General features: G+C 61.5%; 24 protein-coding genes. 15 read left to right on the top strand and 9 right to left on the bottom strand.

What is annotated here, in order from left to right; all coding sequences use genetic code 11:
• The first annotated feature begins 10 nt into the window (after positions 1-10).
• From HYPMC_RS22065 to pnp, 13 genes are all read left to right on the top strand, one after another.
• The gene (locus tag HYPMC_RS22065) at positions 11-1,039 is read left to right on the top strand and encodes a hemolysin family protein (RefSeq protein WP_013950370.1); all 1,029 of its coding nucleotides are present in this window, start codon (positions 11-13) and stop codon (positions 1,037-1,039) included.
• Entirely contained in the window at positions 1,039-2,676 is a 1,638-nt protein-coding gene (gene lnt / locus HYPMC_RS22060) for an apolipoprotein N-acyltransferase (RefSeq protein WP_013950369.1), read from the top strand. Before HYPMC_RS22065 ends, lnt begins: the two co-directional genes overlap by 1 nt.
• 111 nt (positions 2,677-2,787) lie before the next feature.
• Positions 2,788-3,252: a helix-turn-helix domain-containing protein gene (locus HYPMC_RS22055; protein WP_024275043.1), complete on the top strand. Its 465-nt coding sequence runs from the start codon at positions 2,788-2,790 to the stop codon at positions 3,250-3,252.
• Between the two features lie 200 nt (positions 3,253-3,452).
• Positions 3,453-4,658 (top strand): methionine adenosyltransferase, encoded by a 1,206-nt coding sequence (gene metK / locus HYPMC_RS22050; RefSeq protein ID WP_013950367.1) that lies wholly within the window; start codon positions 3,453-3,455, stop codon positions 4,656-4,658.
• Positions 4,659-4,819: 161 nt separating this feature from the next.
• A complete protein-coding gene (locus HYPMC_RS22045) occupies positions 4,820-5,482 on the top strand; it encodes a tRNA (guanosine(46)-N(7))-methyltransferase TrmB (RefSeq protein WP_013950366.1) in 663 nt (220 codons plus the stop codon).
• Positions 5,483-5,608: 126 nt separating this feature from the next.
• Positions 5,609-6,250, top strand: a complete 642-nt coding sequence (gene rimP / locus HYPMC_RS22040) for a ribosome maturation factor RimP (protein WP_013950365.1) — start codon at positions 5,609-5,611, stop codon at positions 6,248-6,250.
• A 4-nt stretch (positions 6,251-6,254) separates the two neighbouring features.
• Positions 6,255-7,895, top strand: coding sequence for a transcription termination factor NusA (gene nusA, locus HYPMC_RS22035; RefSeq protein WP_013950364.1), 1,641 nt, complete (start codon positions 6,255-6,257; stop codon positions 7,893-7,895).
• Between the two features lie 33 nt (positions 7,896-7,928).
• Positions 7,929-8,639, top strand: coding sequence for an RNA-binding protein (locus HYPMC_RS22030; protein ID WP_013950363.1), 711 nt, complete (start codon positions 7,929-7,931; stop codon positions 8,637-8,639).
• An 11-nt stretch (positions 8,640-8,650) separates the two neighbouring features.
• A complete protein-coding gene (infB, locus tag HYPMC_RS22025; protein WP_013950362.1) occupies positions 8,651-11,491 on the top strand; it encodes a translation initiation factor IF-2 in 2,841 nt (946 codons plus the stop codon).
• 138 nt (positions 11,492-11,629) lie between these two features.
• Complete coding sequence (rbfA, locus tag HYPMC_RS22020; RefSeq protein ID WP_013950361.1) at positions 11,630-12,028, top strand: 30S ribosome-binding factor RbfA; 399 nt, start codon at positions 11,630-11,632, stop codon at positions 12,026-12,028.
• 5 nt (positions 12,029-12,033) lie between these two features.
• Positions 12,034-12,954, top strand: coding sequence for a tRNA pseudouridine(55) synthase TruB (gene truB / locus HYPMC_RS22015; protein WP_013950360.1), 921 nt, complete (start codon positions 12,034-12,036; stop codon positions 12,952-12,954).
• A 118-nt stretch (positions 12,955-13,072) separates the two neighbouring features.
• Positions 13,073-13,426 carry a 30S ribosomal protein S15 gene (gene rpsO, locus HYPMC_RS22010; protein WP_371199544.1) on the top strand — a complete coding sequence of 118 codons (354 nt, stop codon included), beginning with the start codon at positions 13,073-13,075 and terminating at the stop codon, positions 13,424-13,426.
• Positions 13,427-13,601: 175 nt separating this feature from the next.
• Positions 13,602-15,800 (top strand): polyribonucleotide nucleotidyltransferase, encoded by a 2,199-nt coding sequence (pnp, locus tag HYPMC_RS22005; protein WP_013950357.1) that lies wholly within the window; start codon positions 13,602-13,604, stop codon positions 15,798-15,800.
• Positions 15,801-15,995: 195 nt separating this feature from the next.
• Here pnp and HYPMC_RS22000 read toward each other — a convergent pair whose 3' ends face one another.
• The 5 genes from HYPMC_RS22000 to fabA all read right to left on the bottom strand — a co-directional run bounded on the left by HYPMC_RS22000 (position 15,996) and on the right by fabA (position 20,154).
• A complete protein-coding gene (locus tag HYPMC_RS22000) occupies positions 15,996-16,271 on the bottom strand; it encodes a hypothetical protein (RefSeq protein ID WP_013950356.1) in 276 nt (91 codons plus the stop codon).
• A gap of 138 nt (positions 16,272-16,409) precedes the next feature.
• Positions 16,410-17,255, bottom strand: a complete 846-nt coding sequence (locus HYPMC_RS21995) for a glutamate racemase (protein ID WP_013950355.1) — start codon at positions 17,253-17,255, stop codon at positions 16,410-16,412.
• Between the two features lie 74 nt (positions 17,256-17,329).
• Positions 17,330-18,199, bottom strand: a complete 870-nt coding sequence (gene fabI, locus HYPMC_RS21990) for an enoyl-ACP reductase FabI (protein WP_013950354.1) — start codon at positions 18,197-18,199, stop codon at positions 17,330-17,332.
• Positions 18,200-18,332: 133 nt separating this feature from the next.
• Positions 18,333-19,565 carry a beta-ketoacyl-ACP synthase I gene (fabB, locus tag HYPMC_RS21985; protein WP_013950353.1) on the bottom strand — a complete coding sequence of 411 codons (1,233 nt, stop codon included), beginning with the start codon at positions 19,563-19,565 and terminating at the stop codon, positions 18,333-18,335.
• 64 nt (positions 19,566-19,629) lie between these two features.
• The gene (fabA, locus tag HYPMC_RS21980) at positions 19,630-20,154 is read right to left on the bottom strand and encodes a bifunctional 3-hydroxydecanoyl-ACP dehydratase/trans-2-decenoyl-ACP isomerase (protein WP_013950352.1); all 525 of its coding nucleotides are present in this window, start codon (positions 20,152-20,154) and stop codon (positions 19,630-19,632) included.
• 306 nt (positions 20,155-20,460) lie between these two features.
• On the opposite strand from fabA, the gene irrA reads away from it, so the two are divergent.
• The gene (gene irrA, locus HYPMC_RS21975) at positions 20,461-20,862 is read left to right on the top strand and encodes an iron response transcriptional regulator IrrA (protein WP_013950351.1); all 402 of its coding nucleotides are present in this window, start codon (positions 20,461-20,463) and stop codon (positions 20,860-20,862) included.
• Positions 20,863-20,929: 67 nt separating this feature from the next.
• Here the strand turns inward: irrA and HYPMC_RS21970 are convergent, their stop codons facing one another.
• The gene (locus HYPMC_RS21970; protein ID WP_155831100.1) at positions 20,930-21,520 is read right to left on the bottom strand and encodes an SH3 domain-containing protein; all 591 of its coding nucleotides are present in this window, start codon (positions 21,518-21,520) and stop codon (positions 20,930-20,932) included.
• A 182-nt stretch (positions 21,521-21,702) separates the two neighbouring features.
• Between HYPMC_RS21970 and HYPMC_RS21965 the strand changes: the two genes are divergently transcribed.
• Entirely contained in the window at positions 21,703-22,701 is a 999-nt protein-coding gene (locus tag HYPMC_RS21965) for a D-glycerate dehydrogenase (RefSeq protein WP_013950349.1), read from the top strand.
• 25 nt (positions 22,702-22,726) lie between these two features.
• On the opposite strand, the gene HYPMC_RS21960 is transcribed toward HYPMC_RS21965, so the two are convergent.
• The 3 genes from HYPMC_RS21960 to cysK form a co-directional block, all read right to left on the bottom strand.
• Positions 22,727-23,953 carry a metalloprotease gene (locus HYPMC_RS21960; RefSeq protein WP_013950348.1) on the bottom strand — a complete coding sequence of 409 codons (1,227 nt, stop codon included), beginning with the start codon at positions 23,951-23,953 and terminating at the stop codon, positions 22,727-22,729.
• Between the two features lie 115 nt (positions 23,954-24,068).
• Complete coding sequence (locus HYPMC_RS21955; RefSeq protein WP_013950347.1) at positions 24,069-24,905, bottom strand: molybdopterin-synthase adenylyltransferase MoeB; 837 nt, start codon at positions 24,903-24,905, stop codon at positions 24,069-24,071.
• Positions 24,906-24,922: 17 nt separating this feature from the next.
• A complete protein-coding gene (gene cysK / locus HYPMC_RS21950; protein WP_013950346.1) occupies positions 24,923-25,924 on the bottom strand; it encodes a cysteine synthase A in 1,002 nt (333 codons plus the stop codon).
• Between the last annotated feature and the right edge of the window lie 68 nt (positions 25,925-25,992).

Below are 25,992 nucleotides of genomic sequence, written 5' to 3'. Positions count from 1 at the left end.
GTTTCAACCCATGACCATGACTGACAACACACAAGATAAGCCTCTGTCCGACAGTTTAGCCGACGAGGCTCGGGCATTCGGTTCCCTGGGCTGGCTTCACCTGCTGCGGTCGAAGCTGGGCTTGGTGGTCCCGCAGAACGTTCGCGACGCGCTCGAAGGCGCGTTGAAGACCGGCGGCACCGACAATTTCACGGAAGCCGAGCGCAAGATGCTGGAGCGGCTGCTCCAGTTCGGCTCAAGCCGTGTTGCTTCGCTGATGGTCCCGCGCGCCGACATCACGGCGCTCGATGAGAACGAGCCGATCTCGGAGCTGCTGCAGACCTTCAACGAGGCAGGTGTCTCGCGCATCCCGCTGTTCCGCGAGACGCTCGACGATCCGCGCGGCATGATCCACATCAAAGATGTGCTGCGCTGGCTGATGGCCGAAGCGACCGGCCAGTCGTCGAAAAACGGCAAAGTCGATCCCGACGCTCCGGTGCCGATGAACCTGTTCGACCTGCGCGCCATCGACCTCAACAAGCCGATCACGACTGTGAAGATCCGCCGGCAGATCCTCTACGTTCCGCCGTCGATGCCGGCCGTCGATCTTCTCATCCGCATGCAATCGACGCGCATCCATATGGCTCTCGTCGTCGATGAATATGGCGGCACCGACGGCCTCGTCACCATCGAGGACTTGGTCGAGCAGGTCGTCGGCAATATCGAAGATGAACATGACGACGACGACGAAACCAACATCGTCGTCGATCCGAAACTCGGCATCGTCGCCGTCGCCCGCACGCCCATCGAAGAGCTTGAGAAGCATCTCGGCGTGAAGCTTGTGCCGGACGACGAAGAAACCGACGTCGATACGATTGGCGGCCTCATCTTCTCGATGCTCGGCCGCGTGCCGGCGCGCGGTGAGCTGATCCGCCACCCGACCGGCGTCGAGTTCGAAGTTCTAGACGCCGACCCGCGTCGCGTCAAAAAACTGAAAATCCATCCGCCGCGTCCGCCTCTGACCAACACCAAGTCGTTGCCCGAAGCGCCGAAGGCGTGATGGACGCTGTCCCAGCCATCGCGCCGGAACAACCGCCGCTGATCGCGCGTATGCGCGAGAAAATCATGGCGCTCCGCGGCTGGCGGCGCGCGCTACTTGCAATAGCGGCAGGCGGCCTTTCGGCCTTGGCGTTCGCGCCGATGTTCGTGACGCCGATTCTATTTCTGACGCTTCCCGTCTTCATCTGGCTGATCGACGGCAGCTCGAATTGGCGACGTGCCTTTAGCGCCGGCTGGCTGTTCGGCTTCGGATATTTCTTCTGCAATCTCTTTTGGATTGGAGAAGCGTTCCTCGTCGAAGCCGATAAGTTTGCGTGGCTTTTGCCCTTCGCGATTACACTCCTCCCGGCCGGACTTGCGCTGTTCTGGGGCATCGGCGGTGCAGCGGCGCGACTGTTTTGGAGCGACGGCCTTTCGCGTGTTTTCGTCTTTGCCATCGCACTCTCGATCGTCGAATGGCTGCGCGGACATATTCTGACGGGCTTCCCCTGGGACCTGCCGGGCTATGCGCTGACCTATCCGTTGCCACTGATGCAGAGCGCGGCACTGTTTGGCGCCTATGGATTGACGGCGATTGCGCTGTTTGTCTTTCCCGCTCCGCTCGTCGCCCTGAGCGACAAGCGCAAACACTCGACCCTGCGTACCGTCTCGACCGCGTTGCTTCTCGCCATCGCGCCGATCGGCCTGCTGTGGGCTTACGGTGTCTGGCGTCTGCAATCGCCGCAAGAGTTCGTGCCGAATGTAAAAATGCGCATCGTGCAGCCGAGCGTTCCCCAGCGCGAAAAATGGATGGCGGAGTACCAGCGCCGCATTTTCGATGATCACGTCGCGCTGTCGCTGACGGACCCATCCGGCAAAATGGATTCGCTTCAGGGCATCACGCACGTCATTTGGCCCGAAGCGGCGATGCCCTTCTTCCCGCTTGAAGCCCCTGTCGCGCTCGACATTCTGGCGAATATCCTGCCGCCCGGCACGACGCTGATCACCGGTGCGCTCCGTCACGATCCGACGCTGCCGCCCGGTTCGCAGATCACGCGCGAGACCCGCACGCTCAACAGCATTCTGGTGCTGAACGAGAAGGCCCAGCCGATTGCGACCTACGACAAAACCCATCTGGTGCCGTTCGGCGAGTACCTGCCCTATGAGAAAACGCTCTCCGCCATCGGCATCGAAAAACTGACGCAGGGCCGCGGCTCCTTCGCCACCGGCCCCGAGCCGCGACCGCTGATGCACATTCCCGGCCTGCCCCCGGTTCTAGGCCTCGTTTGCTATGAAGCGCTCTTTCCCGGGAATGTCGTTCAGGGCCACGAGCATCCCGGCGTCATGATCAATGTGACCAACGACGGCTGGTTCGGCGAGACGACGGGACCGTATCAGCATTTCCATCAGGCCCGCGTCCGAGCCGTCGAAGAAGGCGCTCCGCTCGTTAGGGCCGCCAATAATGGGATATCGGGCGTCGTCGATCCCTTCGGCCGTGTCCTGGTGTCCCTTGGCCTCGATGTCCGTGGCCAGATCGACAGCACCCTGCCGAAAGCCGTGCCGCTACCCCCCTATGCGCGCCTCGGTGACTGGCTCCTTGCCGCTATTCTCGCGCTTTTTGCCGTCTTGGCTGCCGGGCTCAGGAAAAAAGGCCGTTAATCAAAGTCTTGAAGTCAACTTGTCGCGGAAGCGCTCGGTCATTGACGCCTTGCGCCCGTGCACCTACGAAGTGCAAAGCCTTTGCCTTTGGAACTGCTGGCTGTACGAGTGATGGTGGATCAAATCTCTATCGAAGACGATTCGAGCGAAGAGGCCCCGAAGGGATCTCGCCGCGCTAACCCCATGGATGTCCATGTTGGATCACGCGTCAGGTTACGGCGCATGCTTCTCGGCATGAGCCAGGAAAAGCTTGGCGAGCATCTGGGACTGACGTTCCAGCAGGTCCAGAAATACGAAAAAGGCGTCAATCGTATCGGCGCCAGCCGCCTCTTCGACCTCGCCAAGGTCTTGGGCGTCCCGGTTCAATTCTTCTACGACGAAGCCCCTTCCGGCGCCCAAAGCGCCGGCGCTGCGACGCCGGGCTTCGCCGAACAACCCGACGAAAGCTATGTCGTCGATTTTCTCGGCACCCGCGAAGGCCTCGAGTTGAACAAGGCTTTTGCCCGTGTCACCGATCCGAAAGTTCGCCGTTCGATTGTCGAACTCGTTCGCGCGCTTGCTGGCGAGGAAAGCTGAAGCCTTGCTGTTTTATGACGGATTGGCTCGCCTCCGATAAAACGGAAGGGCGCTAGGTCGCGGCCCATTTCGCGTCTCTCGGCGCACCTCGGCTTGACCGGGCGCAACAAGATTGCGACAACCCGGCGCCTTTCGTCGGTTTGAAATCCGCACAGTGTTGCGGCGTTCGTCCCGCAAATCTTCAAAACATGGGGGCCAAAGTGGCGCGCAAGTCCTTCCTTTTCACAAGCGAATCCGTCTCCGAAGGCCATCCCGATAAAGTCTGCGATCGTATTTCCGATGAGGTCGTCGATGCGTTCTATCGCGAAGGCGCGAAGGAAGGGCTCGATCCCTGGACGATCCGCGCCGCCTGCGAAACACTCGCCACGACCAACCGCGTCGTGATCGCCGGTGAATCGCGCGGCCCCAAGGGCATCACTGTCGCAGCCATCGAAGACCTGACCCGCAACGCTATCAAGGATATCGGCTACGAGCAGGACGGCTTCCACTGGGCCAACTGTAACATCGAAGTTCTGCTGCACTCGCAGTCGGCCGATATCGCAGCCGGCGTCGATGCTCAGCAGCCGACGAACCAGGAAGAAGGTGCGGGCGACCAGGGCATCATGTTCGGTTATGCCTGTAACGAGACGCCGGAACTGATGCCGGCGCCGATCTACTACGCGCACAAGATCCTGTTCGATCTTGCGGCCGCACGTAAAGGCAAGGTCGGCGACGCCGCAAAGCTCGGCCCCGACGCCAAGAGCCAGGTCACCGTCCGCTACGAAAACGGTAAGCCGGTCGGCGTGACGCAGATCGTCGTCTCACACCAGCACATCGTCGAAGACCTGAGCTCGCGCCAGGTTCGCGAGATCATCGAGCCCTACGTCCGCAAGGCACTTCCTGAGGGCTGGATCGGCAAAGACTGCATCTGGCACATCAACCCGACGGGTAAGTTCTTCATCGGCGGCCCCGATGGCGACACCGGTCTCACCGGCCGCAAGATCATCGTCGACACCTACGGCGGCGCGGCTCCCCACGGCGGCGGCGCGTTCTCCGGCAAGGACCCGACCAAGGTTGACCGCTCGGCAGCTTACGCAGCCCGCTATCTCGCCAAAAACGTTGTGGCGTCCGGCATTGCCGATCGCTGCACGATCCAGCTCTCTTACGCCATTGGCGTCGCCAAGCCCTTGTCGATCTACGTCGACACCTACGGCACCGGCAAAGTCGATGAAGCCGTCATCGAGAAGGCTCTCGGCGAGGTCATGGATCTGACGCCGCGCGGCATTCGCAACCAGCTCGACCTCAACAGGCCGATCTACGCGCGCACCGCGGCTTACGGTCATTTCGGCCGCCACGCCGAAGCTGACGGCGGCTTCTCGTGGGAGCGCACCGACCTCGCCGATAAGATCGCGAAGGCCGTCGGCTAAAGCCGCACGCACGAATTGAGTTTCGGAAAACGGCTGCGAAAGCGGCCGTTTTCTTTTACCGGATTTTGTTTCAACTAGCGCCGCATCGGCGCGCGGAATGCGTATCGCCAATGCCGACGCAAAAGCCTGCAAAAGCCGCTGTTTTCTTCTGGTAACGCATCATGTCTGACAGCGAACACGAGCTAAGATCGTTTGGACGGCGCCGCGGCCGCAAACCGAGCGCGCGTCAATCGGCACTGCTTCTCCATGATCTTCCGCGCCTCTCGTTCGATCCTGCCGCCCCGCCCGAAGGCTTTGAGCAGACATGGCTCGAAATCGGCTTCGGCGGCGGTGAGCACTTGCTCTGGCAGGCGCGGCACAATCCGGGTGTTGCGCTGATCGGCTGCGAGCCGTTCGAAGACGGCATGATCAAGGTCCTGACGGCCGTCACCGAAGAGAATTTGAAAAATATTCGCCTGCACATGGACGACGTGCGCGACATCCTGCGCGCCGCTCAGTCAAACAGCATAGATCGCGCCTTTATCCTGTTTCCGGACCCCTGGCCGAAACGAAAGCACCGAAAGCGCCGCTTGGTTAATACTTCGTTACTGGCGCTGCTCGCGAACGTGATGCGCCCCGGCGCGGAGCTGCGTATCGGCACCGATATCGGCGACTATGCCCGCACGATGCTTGAAGCTTTCGCCCACGAACCGCGCTTTCTCTGGCAGGCCACGAGCCCCGAAGACTGGCGCATTCGCCCCGCCGATTGGCCCGAGACGCGTTACGAAGCAAAGGCCGTTCGAGAAGGCCGCAAACGCTATTATTTCCGATTTCTGCGGGCCTGACGCCGCCGAAGCCTTGCGCAAAAGGCCAAAGTCGCCTATTTAGCTGCTATTCCAATAACACGACGCACTGATTGGAGAGTGGACCGCAGGGCCCGCTCCGAACGGACTTTAAACTCAGGAACGCCATTGCAAGACACGGTTGCCAACGATCAGGATCAGGCTTCGCCTGCAGAAAACGCCGATACGACGCGTTTTTTGCGCGAGACCGGCATTGCGGCTGAAATTGCTGCCATTGTCGAGCCGGTGCTTGCCGATCTCGGCTTCCGCTTGGTGCGCGTGAAAATTCAGGGCGACGGCCGCGACCGCATCGTGCAGTTGATGGCGGAACGGCCAGACGGCTCGATCACGGTCGATGATTGCGAGGCGATCTCCAAGGGCGTTTCTCCGGTCCTCGACGTCGCCGACCCAATCTCCGGCGCCTATCGGCTCGAAGTCTCCTCGCCTGGCATCGACCGTCCGCTGGTCCGCCCGAGCGATTTCGAAGACTGGTCCGGCCACGAAGCCAAGATCGAGCTGAAAGAAGCCGTTGACGGCCGCAAGCGTTTCAAGGGCATCCTTGAAGGCTTCGAAGACGGTGAGGTCCGCATCAAAGCCGATACCGGCGAGCAGGGCATTCAGCACTTAGGGCTGCCCGTTCATCTCATTTCGGATGCCAAGCTCGTTTTAACCGACGAATTGATCCGCGAAGCGCTGCAACGCGCCAAAGAGCGCCATTCAACCCGGCCCGGCGACGGCGCCGAACTCGACGAAGACGATCTGGAGGATTGATCCCATGGCCATGGCAGGCATCAGTGCCAACCGCCTTGAGCTTCTGCAAATTGCAGACGCCGTCGCCCGCGAAAAAACGATCGACAAGAAGATCGTCATCGAGGCGATGGAAGACGCCATCCAGAAAGCCGCGAAGTCGCGTTATGGCGCGGAAAACGACATCCGCTGCGAAATCGATCCGAAGACCGGCGAAGCCAAGCTGACGCGCGTACTCGCCGTCGTCGATGAAGTCGAGAACGACGCCACACAGATTACCGTCGAAGACGCCAAGAAGCGCAACCCCGATGCCAAAGCCGGCGACATGATCGCCGAAACGCTGCCGCCTCTCGAATTCGGCCGCGTTGCCGCTCAGAACGCCAAGCAGGTTATTGTCCAGAAGGTGCGTGAAGCCGAGCGCGACCGCCAGTTCTCCGAATTCAAGGACCGCACCGGCGACGTCATCAACGGCACCGTGAAGCGCGTCGAATACGGCAACGTCATCGTCGATCTGGGCCGCGCCGAGGGCATCATCCGCCGCGATGAGATGATCCCGCGCGAAAACGTCCGCCTCGGCGATCGCATCCGCGCCTACATCTATGAAGTCCGCCGCGAACAGCGCGGACCGCAGATTTTCTTAACGCGCGCCCGCCCCGAATTCATGTCGATGCTGTTCCGCGCCGAAGTGCCGGAAATCTACGATGGCGTGGTCGAGATCAAATCGGTTGCCCGCGATCCTGGCTCCAGAGCGAAAATCGCCGTCATCTCGAAGGATTCCTCGATTGATCCGGTCGGCGCCTGCGTCGGTATGCGCGGCGCTCGCGTCCAGGCTGTCGTCAACGAATTGCAGGGCGAGAAGGTCGACATCATCCAGTGGAACCCGGATGCTGCGAGCTTCATCGTCAACGCGCTTGCACCGGCCGAAGTCACCAAGGTCGTGCTCGACGAAGATTCAAACCGCATTGAAGTCGTCGTTCCCGAAGCCCAGCTTTCGCTCGCGATCGGCCGTCGCGGCCAGAACGTGCGGCTGGCCTCGCAGCTCACCGGCTGGGACATCGACATCCTGACCGAGCAGGAAGAAAGCGAACGCCGCCAGAAGGAATTCGCCGAGCGCACGCAGCTTCTCATGGATTCGCTCGACGTCGACGAGGTCATCGCACAGCTTCTCGTCACCGAAGGCTTCGCGACGATCGAAGAAGTCGCCTACGTCGACATCGCGGAAATCGCGCACATCGAAGGCTTCGACGAGAACACCGCCGAGCAGATCCAGAGCCGCGCCCGCGAATACCTCGAACAGCAGGAAGCCGAACGCGATGCCAAGCGCCGCGAGTTGGGCGTTGCCGACGACATGGCCGAAATCCCCGGCATCACGACCGCGATGATGGTCGCGCTCGGCGAGAACGGCGTCAAAACCGTCGAAGACTTCGCCGATTGCGCGACCGACGAACTGATCGGCTGGACCGAGCGTAAGAAGGAAAAAGACACCGAGCCAGTTCGCCACAAGGGTTATCTCGACGGCTTCGAGCTGTCGCGGACCGACGTTGAAAACATGATCATGGCGGCGCGCGTGCACGCCGGCTGGATCAAGGCCGAAGATCTCGAACAGCCCGCCGAGGGCGAAACCGAACCCGACGCTGCTGATGCCTCCGGCGTCAGCGCCGAAGGCTAACAGGAATGACCGGAAGGACGACAAACGCGCGTGATGGCGAAGCGGCAACAACGGTTGATGCTGGACGACACGGAGCTAGATTCCGGCGTCGGACCAGAGCGCCTGTGCGCCGTCACGCGGGAAAGCCGTGACGCGAGCGGACTGATCCGCTTCGTCCTGTCGCCCGACGGCATTGTCGTTCCCGATCTCGATCGCCGCTTGCCAGGACGGGGTGTCTGGGTTGGTTGCGACAGAAAGCTGGTGGAAAAGGCCATCTCGACGCAGGCCTTTTCAAAAAGCCTTAAAACGAAGGCCGAAGCACCCAGGGACCTTGCAGATCTCGTTGACGCTCTTATCCTTAAGCGCGTAACCGGAACGCTGTCGCTGGCCAATAAGGCTGGGCTCGCAATCGCCGGTTTCGAAAAGGTTTTTGCGGCTCTTGAGAAGGGGCCGGTCCGCGCCATCCTGCATGGCGCCGATGCTGCCGCCGACGGCTGCTCGAAAATTGATCGAAAATACAAGGCTATTCAGGCAGATCGTGGCCAACCGGCTGCCATCGTCAATGTTCTGACGATAGCGCAAATGAGCTTGGCCATTGGGCGCGGAAGTGTGGTACATGCTGCGCTCATACCCGGAGGACTGTCGGATCGGTTTCTGGAGGAAGCGGAGCGGGTTACCCGCTACCGGCGCTCCACGATTGAAGCCGCCCCCGAAACCGCCCCTGGGGCGGCCGACGATATTTCTGAACTTTCTAGTGAAGGCTGAACGGATAACGCATGACGGATTCGAACGACCAGACCGATAAGACCATCCGGGTCGGAGCGCGAAAGCCGCTATCGCTGCAGCGAACGGTCGAGTCTGGCCACGTGCGGCAGAACTTCAGCCACGGGCGATCGAAATCCGTTGTCGTCGAGAAAAAGAAGACTCGGCGATTGGGATCCGAGGGCGAGGGCACTGCGCCTCCTGCTCCCAGCGCTGTGACGATCGAAAAATCGCAGGCACCGCATCGCGTGCCCCCAGCACCGCCGAGCCAATCATCTGGTGACCGTTCCGCTGGCCGCGTCCTTTCGAATGAGGAACGCGCCGCACGCGAGCGCGCACTGGCCGCTGCACGCGCCGAAGATACGAGCCGTGTGCCGGAAGCTGAGCCGGTCCGCTTCGAACCCGTCGTTCGTCCGCCCGAGCCACAGCCGCGCGCCGAGGAACGGCCGCAGACGGCGCCGAGCGAACAGCCCACAGTGGCCTCCAGCGTCGCTCCCGCCGCACAGGCGCCCGAACAAGCTGCAGCACAGGCATCAGCTCCGGCCGCAGCTGCCGCTCAGCCCGCTTCCGCACCGACACCGCCGCCTGCCGGACGCGGAAACGCGCCGCAGCGCGAGCCGCGCCATGAAGGCCGCCGCGATGGTGGTGGACGTGAGGGTGGTCGCGACGCTGGTCATGCGCCGCGCGGCGATGGCGGCCGTCCGCAATTCAACCGCGGCCCACGTCCGTCGGGCAACACCGCATTCATGCCGCGTGAAGCCGGCCGCCCGCGCGAGATCGAGCTGCCGATCCCGGCCCGCCGTGGCGCGTCCGCAGGACCGGCTGATGCGACGACGATTGAAAAGCCGTCCCGCCCGGTGCGTCCCCCGGTCGTTCGCGAGCAGGTCGAAGACGATGATGCTCGTAAGCGCGGCCCCGGCGGCGTCAAGGTTCCGCGCCCGGCCGTCAAAACCAACGATGATGGCCGCCAACGCCAGAAGCTGACGATCACGAACTTCGATCGCGAAGCTCAGGTCCGCTCGCTCGCATCCTTGAAGCGCAAGCGCGAGAAGGAAAAGCTGAAAGCCATGGGCATTCAGCAGACGCGCGAAAAGATCGCTCGCGAGGTCGTCATTCCTGAAGCCATCACGATTCAGGAACTCTCCAACCGTATGGCCGAGCGCGCCGTCGACCTCATCAAGTACCTGATGCAGCAAGGCGCGATGCATAAGATCACCGACGTGCTCGATGCCGACACGGCTGAGCTGATCGTCCAGGAATTCGGCCACACATCGAAGCGCGTTTCTGAATCGGACGTCGAAATCGGTTTCGTCGGCGAGAAAGACGTTGACGATTCCTCGCTCGAATCGCGCGCGCCGGTCGTCACGATCATGGGTCACGTCGACCACGGCAAAACGTCGTTGCTCGACGCCATCCGTCAGGCCAACGTCGTCTCGGGCGAAGCTGGCGGCATCACCCAGCATATCGGCGCCTACCAGGTGACGGCGCCCGACGGCGACAAGATCACGTTCATCGATACGCCAGGCCACGAGGCCTTCACCGCCATGCGTGCACGCGGTGCCAAGGTGACGGATATCGTCGTGTTGGTCGTTGCAGCTGACGACGGCGTCATGCCGCAGACGGTTGAAGCCATCAATCACGCCAAGGCTGCAAACGTGCCGATCATTGTTGCCATCAACAAGATCGACAAGCCGCAGGCTGATCCTAACCGCGTCCGCACCGAGCTTTTGTCCTACGAGATCGTGGTCGAAAGCATGGGCGGTGAAACGCTCGAAGTGCCGGTCTCGGCGCTCAAGCACACCAACCTCGATAAGCTGCTCGAAGCGATCCGCCTTCAGGCCGAAATTCTCGACCTCAAGGCCAACCCGAACCGCACGGCCGATGGCGTCGTCATCGAAGCCAAGCTCGAGCGCGGCCGTGGTCCGGTCGGCACTGTCCTTGTTCAGCGCGGCACGCTGCACGTCGGCGATATCATCGTCGCCGGTACGGCCTGGGGTCGCGTCCGTGCACTCCTCAACGATCACGGCGCCAATATCCAGTCGGCTGGTCCCTCGGTTCCCGCAGAGGTCCTGGGCTTTGACTCGGCACCGGAAGCCGGCGACCAGTTCGCGGTCGTCGAAAACGAAGCCCGCGCACGTGAGCTGACGGATTACCGCGTCCGCAAGCGCCGCGAGACGCTTGGCTCTGCTGGCACCAAGAGCACGCTTGAGCAGATGATGCAGCAGCTCAAGGACGCTGGCCGAAAGGAATTCCCGCTCGTCGTCAAAGGCGACGTGCAGGGTTCTGTCGAAGCCATCGCTGGTGCGCTGAAAAAGGTTGGCAACGAGGAAGTCGAAGCCCGTCTGGTGCACTCCGGCGTCGGTGGCATCACCGAGTCCGATATCGCGCTCGCGGCTGCCGCCAAGGCCGTCGTCATCGGCTTCAACGTCCGCGCCAACGCGCAGGCGAAGCAAGCCGCCGACGCAGCCGGCGTCGAAATCCGCTATTACAACATCATCTACGATCTCGTGGATGAAGTGAAAGCGGCGATGTCGGGCCTTCTTGCTCCGACCCGGCGCGAGGTCTTCCTCGGCTACGCCACGATCAAGCAGGTCTTCAACATTTCGAAGGCAGGCAAGGTCGCCGGTTGTATCGTTACCGAAGGCAAGGTCGAGCGCGGCGCCAAGGTCCGTCTGCTGCGCGACAACGTCGTCATTCACGAAGGCACGCTTGCGATCCTCAAGCGCTTCAAGGATGACGTCAAAGAAGTTGTCTCCGGTCAGGAATGCGGCATGTCCTTCGCCAACTATCAGGACATTCGCGAAGGCGACCAGATCGAGTGCTTCCAGGTCGAGACGATTGCTCGATCGCTCTAAGCATTTAACCCAAGCGATCCCGCGCGATTATTCATCGCGCGGGCTTGCGCGGATGTAACACGATCCGCTACTCCCTCGACCCAGTAACCTATTTCTATCAAGAGGCCGCGCGCGGTCCCATCCCGCGGCGGATAACAAATGGCAAAGAAACCAGCCCCATCGGGCGCCAAAGGCCCGTCGCAGCGCATGTTGCGCGTCGGCGAACTGATCCGTCACAAGCTTTCCGAACTGCTCTCTCGCGGAGAAATCCACGACGACGTGCTGGCTTCTCACGTCATCACCATTCCGGAAGTGCGTCTCTCGCCGGACCTGAAGCTCGCAACCGTCTACGTCATGCCGCTCGGCGGCAACGACGTGAAGCCTGTCATCGAAGCCCTCACGCGGAACAAAAAATACATCCGCGCCGAAGTCGCGCATACGCTGAACCTCCGTTATGCGCCCGACCTTCGCTTTCGCGAGGACGAAACCTTCGAAGAAGCAACCCGCATTGACCGCCTTCTCGATAGCGAGCGCGTTCAGCGCGACATCAAGAAATAACGAACATGGCACGACGCAAAAAAGGCAACGCCGTTCACGGCTGGCTCATTCTCGACAAGCCGATCAACATGACCTCGACGCAGGCTGTTGGTGCGGTTCGCCGCGCCTTCAACGCGCAAAAGGCCGGACACTCCGGCACGCTCGATCCGCTCGCAACAGGCATCCTCCCGATCGCGCTCGGCGAAGCCACGAAAACTGTATCGTTCGCAGTCGATGGCGAAAAAGCCTATCGCTTCACCGTGCGTTGGGGCGCTGAAACTGAGACAGACGATACCGAAGGCGCCGTCTCGAAAACGAGCGACAAGCGCCCCGAGCGCGCGGAGATCGAAGCTCTGCTGCCGCGCTTTCACGGCGAGATCATGCAGGTGCCGCCCGCCTATTCGGCGATCAAGATTGATGGCAATCGCGCCTACGATCTGGCGCGCGACGGCGAAACGGTCGTCCTTGAACCGCGCCCGGTCGTGATCGAGAGCCTGAAGCTCGTCGACATGCCGGATGACGCAACAAGCGTATTCGAAGCCCGCTGCGGCAAGGGCACCTATGTCCGCGCCCTGGCCCGTGATCTCGGACGACTGATGGGCTGCTATGGCCACGTCATCGCGCTCCGGCGTACCGAAGTCGGCCCCTTCGACGAAGCTCGCGCCATCAGCATGGACACGCTCCTCGCGGCCGCGCAGTCGGAAGATCCGGGAGAGATCGCCAAGTTGCTGCTGCCCGTTGAGGCGGCCCTCGCCGATCTCCCCGAGCTGCTCGTCTCTCAAAGCGACGCCGCCACGCTCGCGCGCGGCCAAACAGTCATCATTCGCGGCCGTGACGCGCCGATCATGACCGGCCCCGCCTACGCGACCTCGAAGGGTCGCCTGATCGCGCTCGGCGAGCTTGCCAAGGGCGCGCTGCACCCGACACGGGTCTTCAATCTCGGCTAATTTTCGTTAATTCCTTGAAAAAAATCACGAAATTTCCCACGAAATCCGCCTCGCCTTTGGCTGAGGTTCGTGTATAAGTAGCGCACCCGCGCGGGCCTCGTTCCCGCGCGGCTTTCGTTTGCGACCCCGCTGGACGACATCCCGGCCGTGGCCGCTGATCTCAAACTCCCAATTTCGAAAGGAGCATTCGATGTCGCAGATCGCACCTCACCGCCGTGAGGCCAAGACGGCTGTCATCAAAGACAATGCCACGAAGTCCAACGACACCGGCTCGCCGGAAGTCCAGATCGCCGTCCTGACGCATCGCATCAACGAGCTGACCGAGCACTTCAAGGCGCACAAGAAAGACAACCATTCGCGCCGTGGCCTGCTCAAGATGGTCAGCCAGCGCCGCCAGCTCCTTGACTACGTCAAGGCCAAGGACAACGCCCGCTATCAGAAGATCATCGAGAAAAACGGCATCCGCCGCTAATTGCGCGCTCGCAAGAGCGTCCAAGACAGGACGGGCCCCGATGGCCAGTCACGCGATCTACTGAACAAGAAGAACGTCGGCGCCTCGATCGGTGCCGGCGCGATACGCGCTCTCCCGGCATGAGGCCGTTTGAGCTGACCGACCGAACAGAAAAAGCGAAAACGAAAGATCAAACATGTTTGACATCCATCGCGTCGAAATCGACTGGGGTGGCCGCAAGCTGAAGCTTGAAACTGGCCATTACGCCCGCCAGGCAGACGCCGCCGTCATGGCGCAATATGGCGACACCACGGTGCTCGCAACCGTCGTCGGCGCCCGTTCCGCCAAGCCCGGCATCGACTTCTTCCCGCTGACCGTGAACTATCAGGAACGCACCTACGCAGCCGGCAAGATCCCTGGCGGCTACTTCAAGCGCGAAGGCCGTCCGAGCGAAAAGGAAACGCTGGTTTCCCGCCTGATCGACCGTCCGATCCGTCCACTCTTCGTCGACGGCTTCAAGAACGAAACCCAGGTCGTCGTGACGGTCATGTCGCACGACCTCGAAAACGATCCCGATATTCTGGGCATGGTTGCAGCCTCCGCTGCGCTGACGCTCTCGGGCTTGCCGTTCCTCGGCCCGATCGGCGCTGCGCGCGTCGGCCTCATCGGCGGCGAGTTCGTGCTGAACCCGATGATCGACGAGATGGCGGAAACCGCTCTCGACCTCGTCGTCGCCGGCACGACCGACGCCGTGATGATGGTTGAATCGGAAGCCAAGGAACTTCCGGAATCCCAGATGCTCGAAGCCGTCATGTTCGGCCACAAGCACATGCAGCCGGTCATCCAGGCGATCATCAAGCTCGCCGAAAAAGCCGCTAAAGAGCCGTGGGATATCAAGATCGCCGACAAGGCGAAATACGCCGCCGACGTCAAGAAGATCGCCGAAGCGAAGCTGAAGGAAGCCTTCTCCACCAAGGAAAAGGGCAAGCGTCAGGACCTCGTTTCGGAAGCCAAGAAGGCGATCACCGAAGGCATCGCCATTCCGGCTGACGACCCGAACGAGAAAGTCCTGCTCGGGGACGCGTTCAAGTCGCTCGAAATGGACATCATGCGTGGTGACGTCCTGAAGACGAAGCGGCGCATCGACGGCCGCGATCTCAAGACGGTTCGTCCGATCCTCTCGGAAGTCCACGTTCTGCCGCGCACGCACGGTTCGGCGCTCTTCACGCGCGGTGAGACGCAGGCGCTCGTCGTCGCAACCCTCGGCACGGGGGAAGACGAGCAATTCATCGACAGCCTCGAAGGCACGAAGAAAGAGCGCTTCCTGCTTCACTATAACTTCCCGCCCTACTCGGTCGGCGAAGTCGGCCGCATGGGTTCTCCGGGCCGCCGCGAAATCGGCCACGGCAAGCTCGCTTGGCGCGCCATCCACCCGATGCTGCCGAGCCAGGAAGAGTTCCCCTATACGCTCCGCGTCGTCTCCGAAATCACCGAGTCGAACGGCTCCTCGTCGATGGCGACGGTCTGCGGTTCGTCTCTCGCGCTGATGGACGCCGGCGTGCCGCTGAAGTCTCCGGTGGCTGGTATCGCGATGGGCCTGATCAAGGAAGGCGATGACTTCGTCGTCCTCTCCGACATCCTTGGCGACGAAGATCACCTCGGCGACATGGACTTCAAGGTGGCCGGCACCGATAAGGGTGTTACGTCACTGCAGATGGACATCAAGATCACCGGCATCACTGAGGAAATCATGCGCGTCGCTCTCGAGCAGGCGCATGAGGGCCGTATCCACATCCTCGGCGAAATGTCGAAGGCGATCACGGGTGCGCGTTCCGAACTCGGTGAGTTCGCCCCGCGCATCGAGACGATCAAGATCCCAGTCGACAAGATCCGCGAAGTCATCGGCTCGGGCGGTTCGGTCATCCGTGAAATCGTCGCGGAATCGGGCGCTAAGATCGACATCGAAGACGATGGCACCGTGAAAATCGCTTCCGCCAACCGTGAATCGATCGAGAAAGCCCTCGACCGCATCCGCGGCATCACTTCCGAACCCGAGGTCGGCCACATCTACAAGGGCAAGGTCGTGAAGGTCATGGAGTTCGGCGCGTTCGTGAACTTCTTCGGCGCGAAGGACGGCCTGGTCCACATCTCGCAGCTCGCGCAGGGCCGTCCCGAGACGGTCGGCGAAGTCGTGAAGGAAGGCCAGGAAGTCTACGTGAAGCTTCTTGGCTTCGACGATCGCGGCAAGACGCGTCTGTCGATGAAGATCGTCGATCAGGCGACCGGCCAGGAAATCCCGCGCGCTGAAGGCGAGCCGGAAGAAGTCTTCGAGAGCCGTCCGCCGCGCCGCGAAGGTGGCCGTGGCGGTCGCGGTCCGCGCCGTGAGCGCGGCTAAGCCCTCGCCTCATTGCTGAAATGACGAAAGCCGCCGGAACCCGCAGTCCGGCGGCTTTTTTTACCCCGCCTGATCTCTCGAACGGCCATCCTAGGTGATGCCGCTTGCGGGCCTAGAACTCGGAGGAGAAGCCACTTCCCCGCTGTATCGAGCTCCCGCTCGCGACACCTCGTCCGGGATGACAACTGCGCCGGATCAATACCAGCGGCAGCGGCGAATACCCCAGCTATTGCGCCAGCATTTGCGCGCAGTGCACTGCACACGGCCGACGCCCGGCACCCACTTGTGATAGCCGCCGATGCCCCATCGGCAGCGATTCCAGTAGCCCACTTTTTGAACCGTAGCCCCCTGAGCAGCAGCCACGGCCTTCAGGCTGCCGACGGCTACGCTCGTATTCGCGATGCTTGGTCCGCTTGCAAACATCAGCCCCGCAGCGATCACCATGGCAGCGAACGGAAACTTTGTTGTCATCGGGCCTATCCCTCTCCCCTATGCCTTCGGCACCCCGCCGGAGTTGTAGACACCATGACGTCTACCAGCGGGGAACTATTCCGCCAACGGATCAATGACAAATAACCCGCGAAAATGTCGCAGCGTTGCACGGACGCTTCAGGCCTTGGCGAAGGCAGGGACGTCGGGCCAGAAAACCCGGGCTTTCTCGCTGACGTCCTGAGGGTCACCTGTTGTCAACAGCGTGAGCTTTCCCCGTTCATCGCCGTTGAGGTAATTCGACCGCCGCGCCAGATAATCCTCGAAACTGTCGGCCACGACTTCAGGCTGGGAAAGAATGCGCGTAAACGGCGGCAGATATTTCCGGAACAGATGCTCAACGAGCGGGAAATGCGTGCAGCCGAGAATAGCGCGATGCGGCGGCATGTTGCCGTTGCTGGCAAGCATCGCCTCGACGCCCTCGCGAACGAGCGCATCAAGCTCCGCTTCCGGCCGTTTCTGCTCGATGGCGCCCGCAAGCTCCGAGCAGATCTGCTGCACGACCGTGACCTTCGGACAGCGCTTGCGGATCTCTTCCGGATAGACGCCCGACGTGATCGTCCGCGTCGTGCCGAAAACGGCAATCGTGTCGGTGTTGTACTTCTGCGGATATTGCGGCGACGTCACCGCCCACGGCGTCTGTGTTGCGCCTTCGACTGTCGGCGCGACGATGCCGAGCACATTGTGTCCGCCTGCCCAGCGACTGTCCGGTAGCCACTCCTGCTGCAATCGTCGAAGCGCCACCGCCGTCGCCGTGTTGCAGCCCAGAAGCGCGAGCTTGGCGCCGCGCGCAAACAGCTCTTCGACACAGTCGCGCGTATAGCCGACGATGGCTTCCGACGCCTGATTGCCATAGGGGACGTGGGCGTGATCGGCGAGATAGACGAAATCGACCGTGTCGAAACGCGCAACGAGCGCGCGAAGCACCGTCAGTCCACCCAGCCCTGAATCAAACACCCCGATCATGGCCGGAGTGTTTGCGACGGCGAATTGTGAACGTCAACCGGGCCGACGATCGCCCGATGCCAGACGTGCGGATTTTACTCCGCCGCAGCCGACGGCGATGCGCTGGCGGGCTTGGCCTCAGCGTCCTGTTCTTTCAGGCTCTGCAGCGACGGCATCGACACGGTGTTATAGCCGCAATCGACGAAGTGAACTTCGCCCGTCACGGCGCCCGACAGCGGCGACAGCAGATAAAGCGCCGAACCCGCCACTTCATCGAGCGTCGGCGTGCGCTGCAGAGGCGAGTTATCGCGCTGGAAATTGAAGATCACGCGCGCATCCGAAACGCCAGCGCCCGAGAGCGTGCGCATCGGACCGGCCGAGAGCGCATTGACGCGAACGCCCTGCGGTCCGAAATCCGCTGCGAGATAGCGCACCGAAGCCTCAAGCGCGGCTTTCGCGACGCCCATGACGTTGTAAGACGGCACCCAGCGCGTCGCACCGCCATAAGACAGCGTGATCAGCGAGCCACCGTTCGGCATCAGCGCCGAAGCGCGCTTCGCGATCTCAGTGAACGAGAAGCACGAGATCACCATCGAGTTGATGAAGTTTTCGCGCGTCGTGTCGGCGTAGCGGCCAGCAAGCTCTTTGGGATCGGAATAGGCCAGCGCGTGCACGACAAAGTCGATGCTGCCCCACTCGTCCTTGATGCGATTGAAAACGCGATCGACGCTTTCGAGATCGAGAACGTTGCATTCCTCGATGATCTTCGAGCCGATCGACTGCGCCAGCGGCACAGCGCGGCGCCCGAATGCGCCACCTTGATAGGTGAATGCCAGCTCGGCGCCTTGACCGTGAAGGACGCGGGCAATGCCCCACGCGATCGAACGGTCGTTGGCAACACCCATGATGAGGCCACGCTTGCCGGCCATGATCGGGCCGGGCTTAGCGATATCGATGTCGGTCATAGGAAGCCTCGTTTTGTCACCAAAGGTACGCCCGCGTACGTCAAACCAGCCTGAACCACGCTTATATACTCTCATCGCTCTCAACCGTTCGCCGCTGAGCAGTCCTAGCGGCGACCAGGAAAGCATCGGTTAATCAGGCATCATGCCGGCAGAAAATGAGAGTGGCATTGGTGCCGCCAAAACCGAAGCTGTTCGACATCACACAGTTAAGGCTGGCGTTGTCGATACGACTGCGAGCGATTGGCACATCAGCGAACGCCGGGTCAAGCTCGTCGATATTTGCACTTTCGGCGATGAAGCCATTGTTCATCATCAGCAGTGAGAAAATCGCCTCTTGCACACCAATAGCGCCGAGCGAGTGCCCTGTTAACGATTTGGTAGCCGAGATAGGCGGGATTTTATCGCCGAAGACGGCCCGGATGGCGTCGATTTCCTTGGCGTCGCCGACCGGTGTGCCGGTTCCGTGCGGATTAATATAATCGATCGTGGGCAAGCCCTTACCGTCGAACCCTTTCATGGCGAGGCGCATGCAGCGCTCCGCACCTTCGCCGGACGGTGCGACCATGTCATAGCCGTCGGATGTCGCGGCGTAGCCCTTGAGTTCGCCGTAAATCTTGGCTCCGCGAGCCTTGGCCCGTTCCAGCTCTTCAAGCACCACGACGCCCGCGCCGCCCGCGATCACGAAGCCGTCCCTGTTCTTGTCGAACGGCCGGCTGGCCCGCTCCGGCGTGGCGTTGAAGCCCGTCGACATCGCACCCATGGCGTCGAATAGGTCCGACAGCGTCCAATCGAGTTCCTCGCAGCCGCCTGCGAACATGATGTCCTGCTTGCCCCACTGGATCATTTCGGCAGCATTGCCGATGCAGTGCGAGCTGGTCGCGCAGGCCGACGCGATCGAATAGTTAACGCCCTTGATCTGGAAAGCGGTCGCAAGCGCGGCCGACGGCCCCGAGCACATGCCTTTAGGCACCTCGAACGGGCCGATCTTCTTCGGACTGCCGGTCCGGAGCGTCGTCTCCGCCGCCTCGACGATGGCCTTCGTAGAAGGTCCGCCCGAGCCCAGAATGACGCCCGTGCGCTCATTCACCACATCCGACGGCTCAAGGCCCGCATCGCGAATGGCCTGATCCATCGCGATCCAGTTCCAGCCGACGCCCGCGCCCATGAAACGCTTCGGCTTGCGCGGCACCATGCTTTCCCAGTCGATATGGGGCGCGCCATGGACCTGACACTTGAAGCCAAGCTCAGCGTATTTCTCGGCGCGAGAAATGCCGGACTTCGCCTCTCTCAGCGAAGCAAGAACTTCCTGAGTGTTGTTCCCAATCGAGGACACAACACCCATCCCAGTCACAACTACGCGCCGCATGCGCTCCTTCACTCCTGCGGTTCCTGCTGCCGCCCACCCTGGCAACCGGGCCCTAGGGCCACGCTTAAGGGCCTTCGCTCGACTTGAGTAGGACCCTCAAGTCCTTGGCTGTGTATATCACTTCGCCGTCGGCTTTCAGGACCCCGTCAGCCTCGGCGAGCTTCAGCTTTCGAGCAATAACCCGCTTGATGTCTATGATATATTCAAGCTGCTTCACGTCCGGCGTCACTTCGCGCGTGAATTTCACCTCGCCGACGCCTGACGCCCGGCCCTGCCCCGTAAGTCCGAGCCAGCCCAGAAAAAATCCGGTCAATTGCCACAGCGCATCGAGACCGAGACAGCCGGGCATGACCGGATCGCCCTTGAAGTGGCAGGCAAATAACCAATCCAGGCGCTCGTTTCCGGCGACTTTGAGTTCGGCAACGATCTGACCCTTGCCGTGTGCGCCGCCCGTCTCCGAAATCGACGCGATCCGGTCGACCATCAGCATCGGCGGCAGCGGCAATTGGGCATTTCCCGGCCCGAACAGCTCCCCACGGCCGCAAGCGAGCAGATCATCGAATTCGTAACTAGAACGGCGTTCTGCCATGTATCCCCTCGTTTCATGGCCGATAGTGTCGTGTACGTGCACAATATGCTCCGGCCGTTCAAGATCAGCGGGTCCTAACACACGCTTGGCCGAGCGCCTAGCATGACCAGCCGGTGCGTGTAACAGGCCAAATCCCCGCCTCAAAGCCGTTTTGACCGCAAGTTGCGGGTTTTCCGGCAAGTGACTATACTCAGATCTTCGAAGCACGTTGCATCACGGGCGATTCTTGCGATCGAACGTGGTGACGCCAACACGGTTCTGCAAACGGAAATGTCCGAGAAATCTCCGCTCGATATGGAAACCGGGATGCCGGCAAACACCTCCGACCTCCTCCGAAAGGCGGGTCTGCGGCCAACGCGCCAGCGCATGACGCTCGGCCGTTTGCTGTTCGAGGGCGGTGACCGTCACGTGACGGCAGAGCAGCTTCATGCCGAGGTTGCAGGTCTCGGAGAGCACGTCTCGCTCGCGACCGTGTATAATACCCTGCACCAGTTCAAGCGCGCGGGTCTCCTGCGCGAGTTGGCAATCGAGGGGTCGAAGGCCTACTTCGACACCAACACCTCCAACCACAATCATTTCCTGCTCGAACCCAACGGCGAGCTGATGGATATCGCCGGCGACGCGATTTCAGTCGAAGGCCTGCCCGAGCCGCCCGAAGGCATGAAGATCACGCACGTCGACGTCGTCGTGCGCCTCGCGAAAATCTAACCGCGGCGAATAGTCGGCAAAGCCCAACAGCGCTGGCGGCGCTTGGGCTTTTGCATCAGCGCGTCCTTTATTTGAAGGTCTCGCCCTCGTAGACGCCCCAGAGCTTCTTCTGCTCTATGTAGCCGCTGTACTGATCGACGGTCACGCGGCACCAGCGGCCGTCGCAGGAATGCAAATCGGCGATTACGCCGGCTTCCACCTTGGCGACGACGCCCGACCGTGAGCTGTCGCTGGCCATGATCGGCACCAGCGGCGACGATCCGGATTTTCGCTCCCAAGGCAGCACGAGCCCGGTTCTCCGGCCCGACAGCAGCGACTGCAGCACCCAGCCCGTGACCCCGTCCGAATCGCGAACTTCGCGCCACGTCTCGAATTCCTTGATCACTTCGACCGGCAGCCCGGCCCGGCGATAGACCCAGCCAGTGGGATAGTCCGTCCCTGGGCCGTTCCTGAGGTTTACGCGATCCGATTTCAAACTGACGAAACGCGGAACCGGCAGGCCGCTGCCGGTCACAGGCGGCGAATCGTCGGCCTTTGCCGGTACGACGGCCGACATTGCCGCAATCGCCACGGATATGGCCGCAACGGCAAGCCTAACCCGCGAGACCGCAAGCGGAATTCGTCCGCGCTTGGGATTTGTGATGGCGAATTCAGTCATTTGGAATAGCTCGTAGCCCCCGCGTTCGAGCATGGATCGATGCATGCCCGGCAGTGGGGCGTCTGCTATTTGATTTCAGGACTTTGTCTTAGCAAAGGCCATCTGATAGACACGGGGCCGCACTTTCTCAAGCGGCCCAGTCATCTCGTCCAAAGCCGCATTTTTCAAGCCATGGGAAACGAATGCCGACGTCCCCCAAGAAACCTGTTGTTGTTGTTACGCGGAAACTCCCCGATGTCGTCGAGACGCGGATGTGCGAGCTGTTCGACACGCGTTTGAATGTCGACGACAAGCCGATGAGCCACGCTCAGCTCGTAGAAGCCGTGAAGACCGCCGACGTCCTCGTTCCGACCGTCACCGACCGCATCGACCGCTCGGTCCTGACCCAGGCCGGACCGCGGCTGCGCCTGATCGCGAACTTCGGCACTGGCGTCGATAACGTCGATCTCGATACTGCGCGTAACCGCGGCATCCTTGTCACCAATACCCCAGGCGTACTGACCGAAGACACCGCCGACATGACGATGGCGCTGATCCTCGCGGTTCCGCGCCGTCTCGCGGAAGGCGCCGCCTACATGCGCGATCCCGCAACGACGTGGACGGGCTGGTCGCCGACCTGGATGCTCGGACACCGCATTTACGGCAAGCGCCTCGGCATCATCGGCATGGGCCGCATTGGTCAGGCGGTCGCCCGCCGAGCCAAGGCGTTCGGCTTGCAGATCCACTATCACAACCGCCGCCGTGTCATGGAAGAGGTCGAGGAAGAACTCGAGGCCACGTATTGGGAAAGCCTCGATCAGATGCTGACGCGAATGGACATCATCTCGATCAATTGCCCTCACACGCCAGCGACGTACCATCTGCTTTCGGCGCGCCGTCTGAAGTTGATGAAACCATCGGCTTATCTCGTGAACACCGCGCGCGGCGAAGTCGTGGATGAAAACGAGTTGGTCCGCCTGCTGGAATCGGGCGCCATCGCCGGCGCCGGTCTCGACGTGTTCGAGCACGAACCGGCCGTCAATCCACGCCTGCTCGCATCGAACCGCGTCGTCGCGCTTCCGCATATGAGTTCGGCCACGATCGAGGGCCGCATCGACATGGGTGAAAAGGTGATCATCAACATCAAGGCCTACTCCGACGGCCACGCGCCGCCCGACCGCGTCCATCCGGCGATGCTCTGACGCAATCTCTCTCGCGCGGGCGGCCTCAAGAACCGCCCGCGACGAGCGCCGTAGTCCAGATGCGCTCCGCCACGCCGATATAGAAAAGCAATGTCGCGCCGTAGCCGCAGACGAGCCACGCCATCTCCCGGCGTGTCAGTGGCATCACCTGGTTGAGTGCATACGTCTGCTTCGATAAAATGCCAGGCGCAATCAGCAGAATGAGCGCCATCAAAAGGTAGTCGCCGAACCAGGCGGCGAGTCCGACACCGACAAGCAGCAGTGCGCCATGGATCGAACGTGCCCCACGCGGCGACAGGCGCGACGTCAACGCCTGCAATATCCGGCCGCCGTCGAGAGGCAGGATCGGCAGCAGGTTCAAGCCGTTCACCACCGCACTCAGCAACACGAGGTCTGCAAGAAACGGATCGTCGTTTTGCAACGACAGCCAGAGGAAAAGCCCCGTCGTCAGCATGCTGCCCGCCGGTCCCATCAGCGCCACGAAACCACGCACCGCTTCGCTTTTGCCGAAACCCTCGCCGACCGCCACACCACCGAAAAACGGAATGAAATAAATTCCGCGTACGGGAATGTCGACCCAGCGCATTGCCAGCACATGCCCAAGCTCATGCAGTAACACCACGAGCAGCAAAATCACGGCGGTCGACATATCGAAAAGCGCTGAGAAGCTCGCAAACGTCAGCGCCCCGGTAATAACCGCGCTCGTCAGTTGATCGCCAAAATTGCGCCCGCGCCGTCCCGCGCGAGCCTCCGCAGTTCGCTTCAGGCTGTAGAGACTGCGCAAGACTGTCAGCGGCATTAACAGCCGCGTCGAAATCTTGGTGTGCGTCAGCTCGCAACATTCCGTGATGACCGATTGCCGGTCGTCGCCCGCAACGGCAACAGCGCCGATGTAATCGTCGCCGACCCGATAGATCGGATCGCATTCATCCGTCAGCAGACGCAACGTCATCGCTTCGCCCGGTGTCTCCGCCAGGATCTGGTAAGCGAATTTGAGCCGCTTGTCGTTGTACTGACAGGTTCCCGTAAACACGCCCGGACGCGCTGGATCGGGCTCGGTATCGAGCTCCATCGGCGGCGGCCCTTCGAGCTTGATCTTGTGCGCCGAGACGACATTCCACGCCACTGTCTTCGGCGCATCGACGAAGCGCGAAACCTCATAGATCCGCCGCTTCGTGCCAACGACAAGATCGAATGGCACCCTGAGCAGTTCTATGATCAGAAAGAGAAGATTCTGCAGAAGAGGTAACACGCTGCGACCTCGCAATTGACGCTGGCTCTTTTATCGCGAGCCACGCCAGGTACGCAAACGATTGGAAGGAACGGGCCTTTAATTGCGCGCGACAGTGGTCAGCACGGAGACGGGGTCACTCGGCGGCGCAGGCCGAATTCTGCGACGCCCGGTGCGAAGACAGATCGACAATCGTCGGCTGCTTGCCTGACAGCGGATTGTCCGGATCCCAGGCGATGGCGACGACCTCGAAGCGCGCCGCGAGCGCGTCATAGATCAGCAATCGCCCCGCCAGACTTTCACCGAGACCAAGAATTTCCTTCACCACTTCCGTCGCCTGCAGCGTGCCGACGACGCCGGCAACCGGACCGAGTACGCCCACCTCTTCGCAGTTGGCGACAAGCCCTTGCGGCGGTGCCTCGGGAAAGAGACAGCGCAGTGTCGGATATGGCTCTCCCTCGGCGTTTCGCTCGTAAGGCTTGAACGTCGAGACATAACCGTCGAACGATCCGAGCGTCGCATAGACGAGTGGCCGCTTGGCGAAATAACACGCGTCCGCCACGAGGTAGCGTGTCGCGAAGTTGTCCGAGCCGTCAGCAATGATGTCGTAGTTGGAAATCAGCGCAATCGCGTTATCGGCATTCATGCGCTCCGCATGCGTCTCGACCGTGACGAGTGGATTAAGACGCAGCATCGTATCGCGTGCGCTCTCGACTTTCAGTCGCCCGGCGTCCTCGGTGCGATGCGCGATCTGACGCTGCAGGTTGTCGATTGAAACGGTGTCGTCGTCGACGATGCCGATGGTGCCGATACCCGCCGCCGCAAGATAGGTGACGACCGGCGAACCAAGTCCGCCGGCACCAATAACGAGAACACGCGCGCCCTTCAGCTTCTGCTGTCCAGGCGCACCGACATCACGCAGCACAAGGTGACGCTTGTAACGCTGCACCTCTTCGGACGTGAGTGTCGCCATAAGAACCTCTTGCGCGTTTAGCTCCGCGGCTGCGGATCGACGAACAGCTCGCTGGAATAATACCGCTCCGCCGACGACGGCGCGAATGTCACGATCGTTTTGCCTGCGAATTCCGGCCGCTCGGCAACCGTGATCGCGGCGGCAACGTTGGCACCCGTCGAGATGCCGCCCGGAATGCCTTCCACCTTCGCGACCATGCGCGACACATCGAATGCCGTCTCGCTCGACACCGTCACGACTTCATCGATCAGGCCTTTATCGAGAATGCTCGGAATGAAACCGGCGCCGATGCCCTGGATCTTGTGCGGACCGCGCGGCTGCCCGGACAGTATCGCACTCGTCGACGGCTCGACGGCGATGACCTTGAGGCCTGGAATGCGCTTCTTCAGCGCCCGACCGACACCGGTCAGCGTGCCGCCTGTGCCGACGCCAACCACGAGCGCGTCGACCTTGCCGTTGGTGTCGTTGTAGATTTCTTCCGCCGTCGTCTTTTCGTGAACGAGCGGGTTCGCCGGGTTATCGAATTGACCCGGAATGACCGCGTCCGGCAGCGTCTTCGCAAGCTCTTCCGCGCGCGTGACCGCCGCCGGCATGCCGCCCGGTCCAGGCGTCAATTCAAGCTCAGCGCCGAGATGCGCCAGAATTTTTCTGCGCTCGATCGACATCGTCTCTGGCATGACGAGGATGAGGCGATATCCGCGCGCCGCTGCAACGAACGCGAGACCTATACCCGTGTTGCCCGATGTCGGCTCGATCAGAACGGTCTTACCCGGCTTGATGCGGCCTTCCGCTTCGAGCACGTCGATCATCGCCACGCCAATACGATCCTTGACCGACGACAGCGGATTGAAAAATTCGAGCTTCAGCAGAATGTCTGCCTTGAGCTTCGCAGCCTCTTGGATTTTCGAAAGACGCACGAGCGGCGTATGACCGATGGTCTCGGTGATGCTGTCATAGACGCGGCCGCGCCCCCAGCTCTTTGTGGCGTCCAGTGTCTTGATCTCAAGCGTCTCTGTCATGGCCTGTCTCGGTTTGAGAAGTCTCGGGTTGCGTTGGCGCGTGTCTGCACCGACTACATCTGAATGTA

The sequence above is a fragment of the Hyphomicrobium sp. MC1 genome, assembly GCF_000253295.1.
GTDB lineage: Bacteria > Pseudomonadota > Alphaproteobacteria > Rhizobiales > Hyphomicrobiaceae > Hyphomicrobium_B.
Note: the sequence above shows the minus strand (reverse complement) of the source record. Positions and strands in the feature narration are given on the sequence as shown.

What these genes read in the sequence shown, in the direction of transcription:
- HYPMC_RS22000 (WP_013950356.1), bottom strand. Translation starts at nt 16,271, where the DNA reads ATGACAACAAAGTTTCCGTTCGCTGCCATGGTGATCGCTGCGGGGCTG.
- pnp (WP_013950357.1), top strand. Translation starts at nt 13,602, where the DNA reads ATGTTTGACATCCATCGCGTCGAAATCGACTGGGGTGGCCGCAAGCTG.
- HYPMC_RS21970 (WP_155831100.1), bottom strand. Translation starts at nt 21,520, where the DNA reads ATGACTGAATTCGCCATCACAAATCCCAAGCGCGGACGAATTCCGCTT.
- rbfA (WP_013950361.1), top strand. Translation starts at nt 11,630, where the DNA reads ATGGCAAAGAAACCAGCCCCATCGGGCGCCAAAGGCCCGTCGCAGCGC.
- fabI (WP_013950354.1), bottom strand. Translation starts at nt 18,199, where the DNA reads ATGACCGACATCGATATCGCTAAGCCCGGCCCGATCATGGCCGGCAAG.
- lnt (WP_013950369.1), top strand. Translation starts at nt 1,039, where the DNA reads ATGGACGCTGTCCCAGCCATCGCGCCGGAACAACCGCCGCTGATCGCG.
- irrA (WP_013950351.1), top strand. Translation starts at nt 20,461, where the DNA reads ATGCCGGCAAACACCTCCGACCTCCTCCGAAAGGCGGGTCTGCGGCCA.
- nusA (WP_013950364.1), top strand. Translation starts at nt 6,255, where the DNA reads ATGGCCATGGCAGGCATCAGTGCCAACCGCCTTGAGCTTCTGCAAATT.
- HYPMC_RS22030 (WP_013950363.1), top strand. Translation starts at nt 7,929, where the DNA reads ATGGCGAAGCGGCAACAACGGTTGATGCTGGACGACACGGAGCTAGAT.
- HYPMC_RS22065 (WP_013950370.1), top strand. Translation starts at nt 11, where the DNA reads ATGACCATGACTGACAACACACAAGATAAGCCTCTGTCCGACAGTTTA.
- truB (WP_013950360.1), top strand. Translation starts at nt 12,034, where the DNA reads ATGGCACGACGCAAAAAAGGCAACGCCGTTCACGGCTGGCTCATTCTC.
- HYPMC_RS22045 (WP_013950366.1), top strand. Translation starts at nt 4,820, where the DNA reads ATGTCTGACAGCGAACACGAGCTAAGATCGTTTGGACGGCGCCGCGGC.
- fabA (WP_013950352.1), bottom strand. Translation starts at nt 20,154, where the DNA reads ATGGCAGAACGCCGTTCTAGTTACGAATTCGATGATCTGCTCGCTTGC.
- cysK (WP_013950346.1), bottom strand. Translation starts at nt 25,924, where the DNA reads ATGACAGAGACGCTTGAGATCAAGACACTGGACGCCACAAAGAGCTGG.
- HYPMC_RS21995 (WP_013950355.1), bottom strand. Translation starts at nt 17,255, where the DNA reads ATGATCGGGGTGTTTGATTCAGGGCTGGGTGGACTGACGGTGCTTCGC.
- infB (WP_013950362.1), top strand. Translation starts at nt 8,651, where the DNA reads ATGACGGATTCGAACGACCAGACCGATAAGACCATCCGGGTCGGAGCG.
- HYPMC_RS21965 (WP_013950349.1), top strand. Translation starts at nt 21,703, where the DNA reads ATGCCGACGTCCCCCAAGAAACCTGTTGTTGTTGTTACGCGGAAACTC.
- HYPMC_RS21955 (WP_013950347.1), bottom strand. Translation starts at nt 24,905, where the DNA reads ATGGCGACACTCACGTCCGAAGAGGTGCAGCGTTACAAGCGTCACCTT.
- fabB (WP_013950353.1), bottom strand. Translation starts at nt 19,565, where the DNA reads ATGCGGCGCGTAGTTGTGACTGGGATGGGTGTTGTGTCCTCGATTGGG.
- HYPMC_RS22055 (WP_024275043.1), top strand. Translation starts at nt 2,788, where the DNA reads ATGGTGGATCAAATCTCTATCGAAGACGATTCGAGCGAAGAGGCCCCG.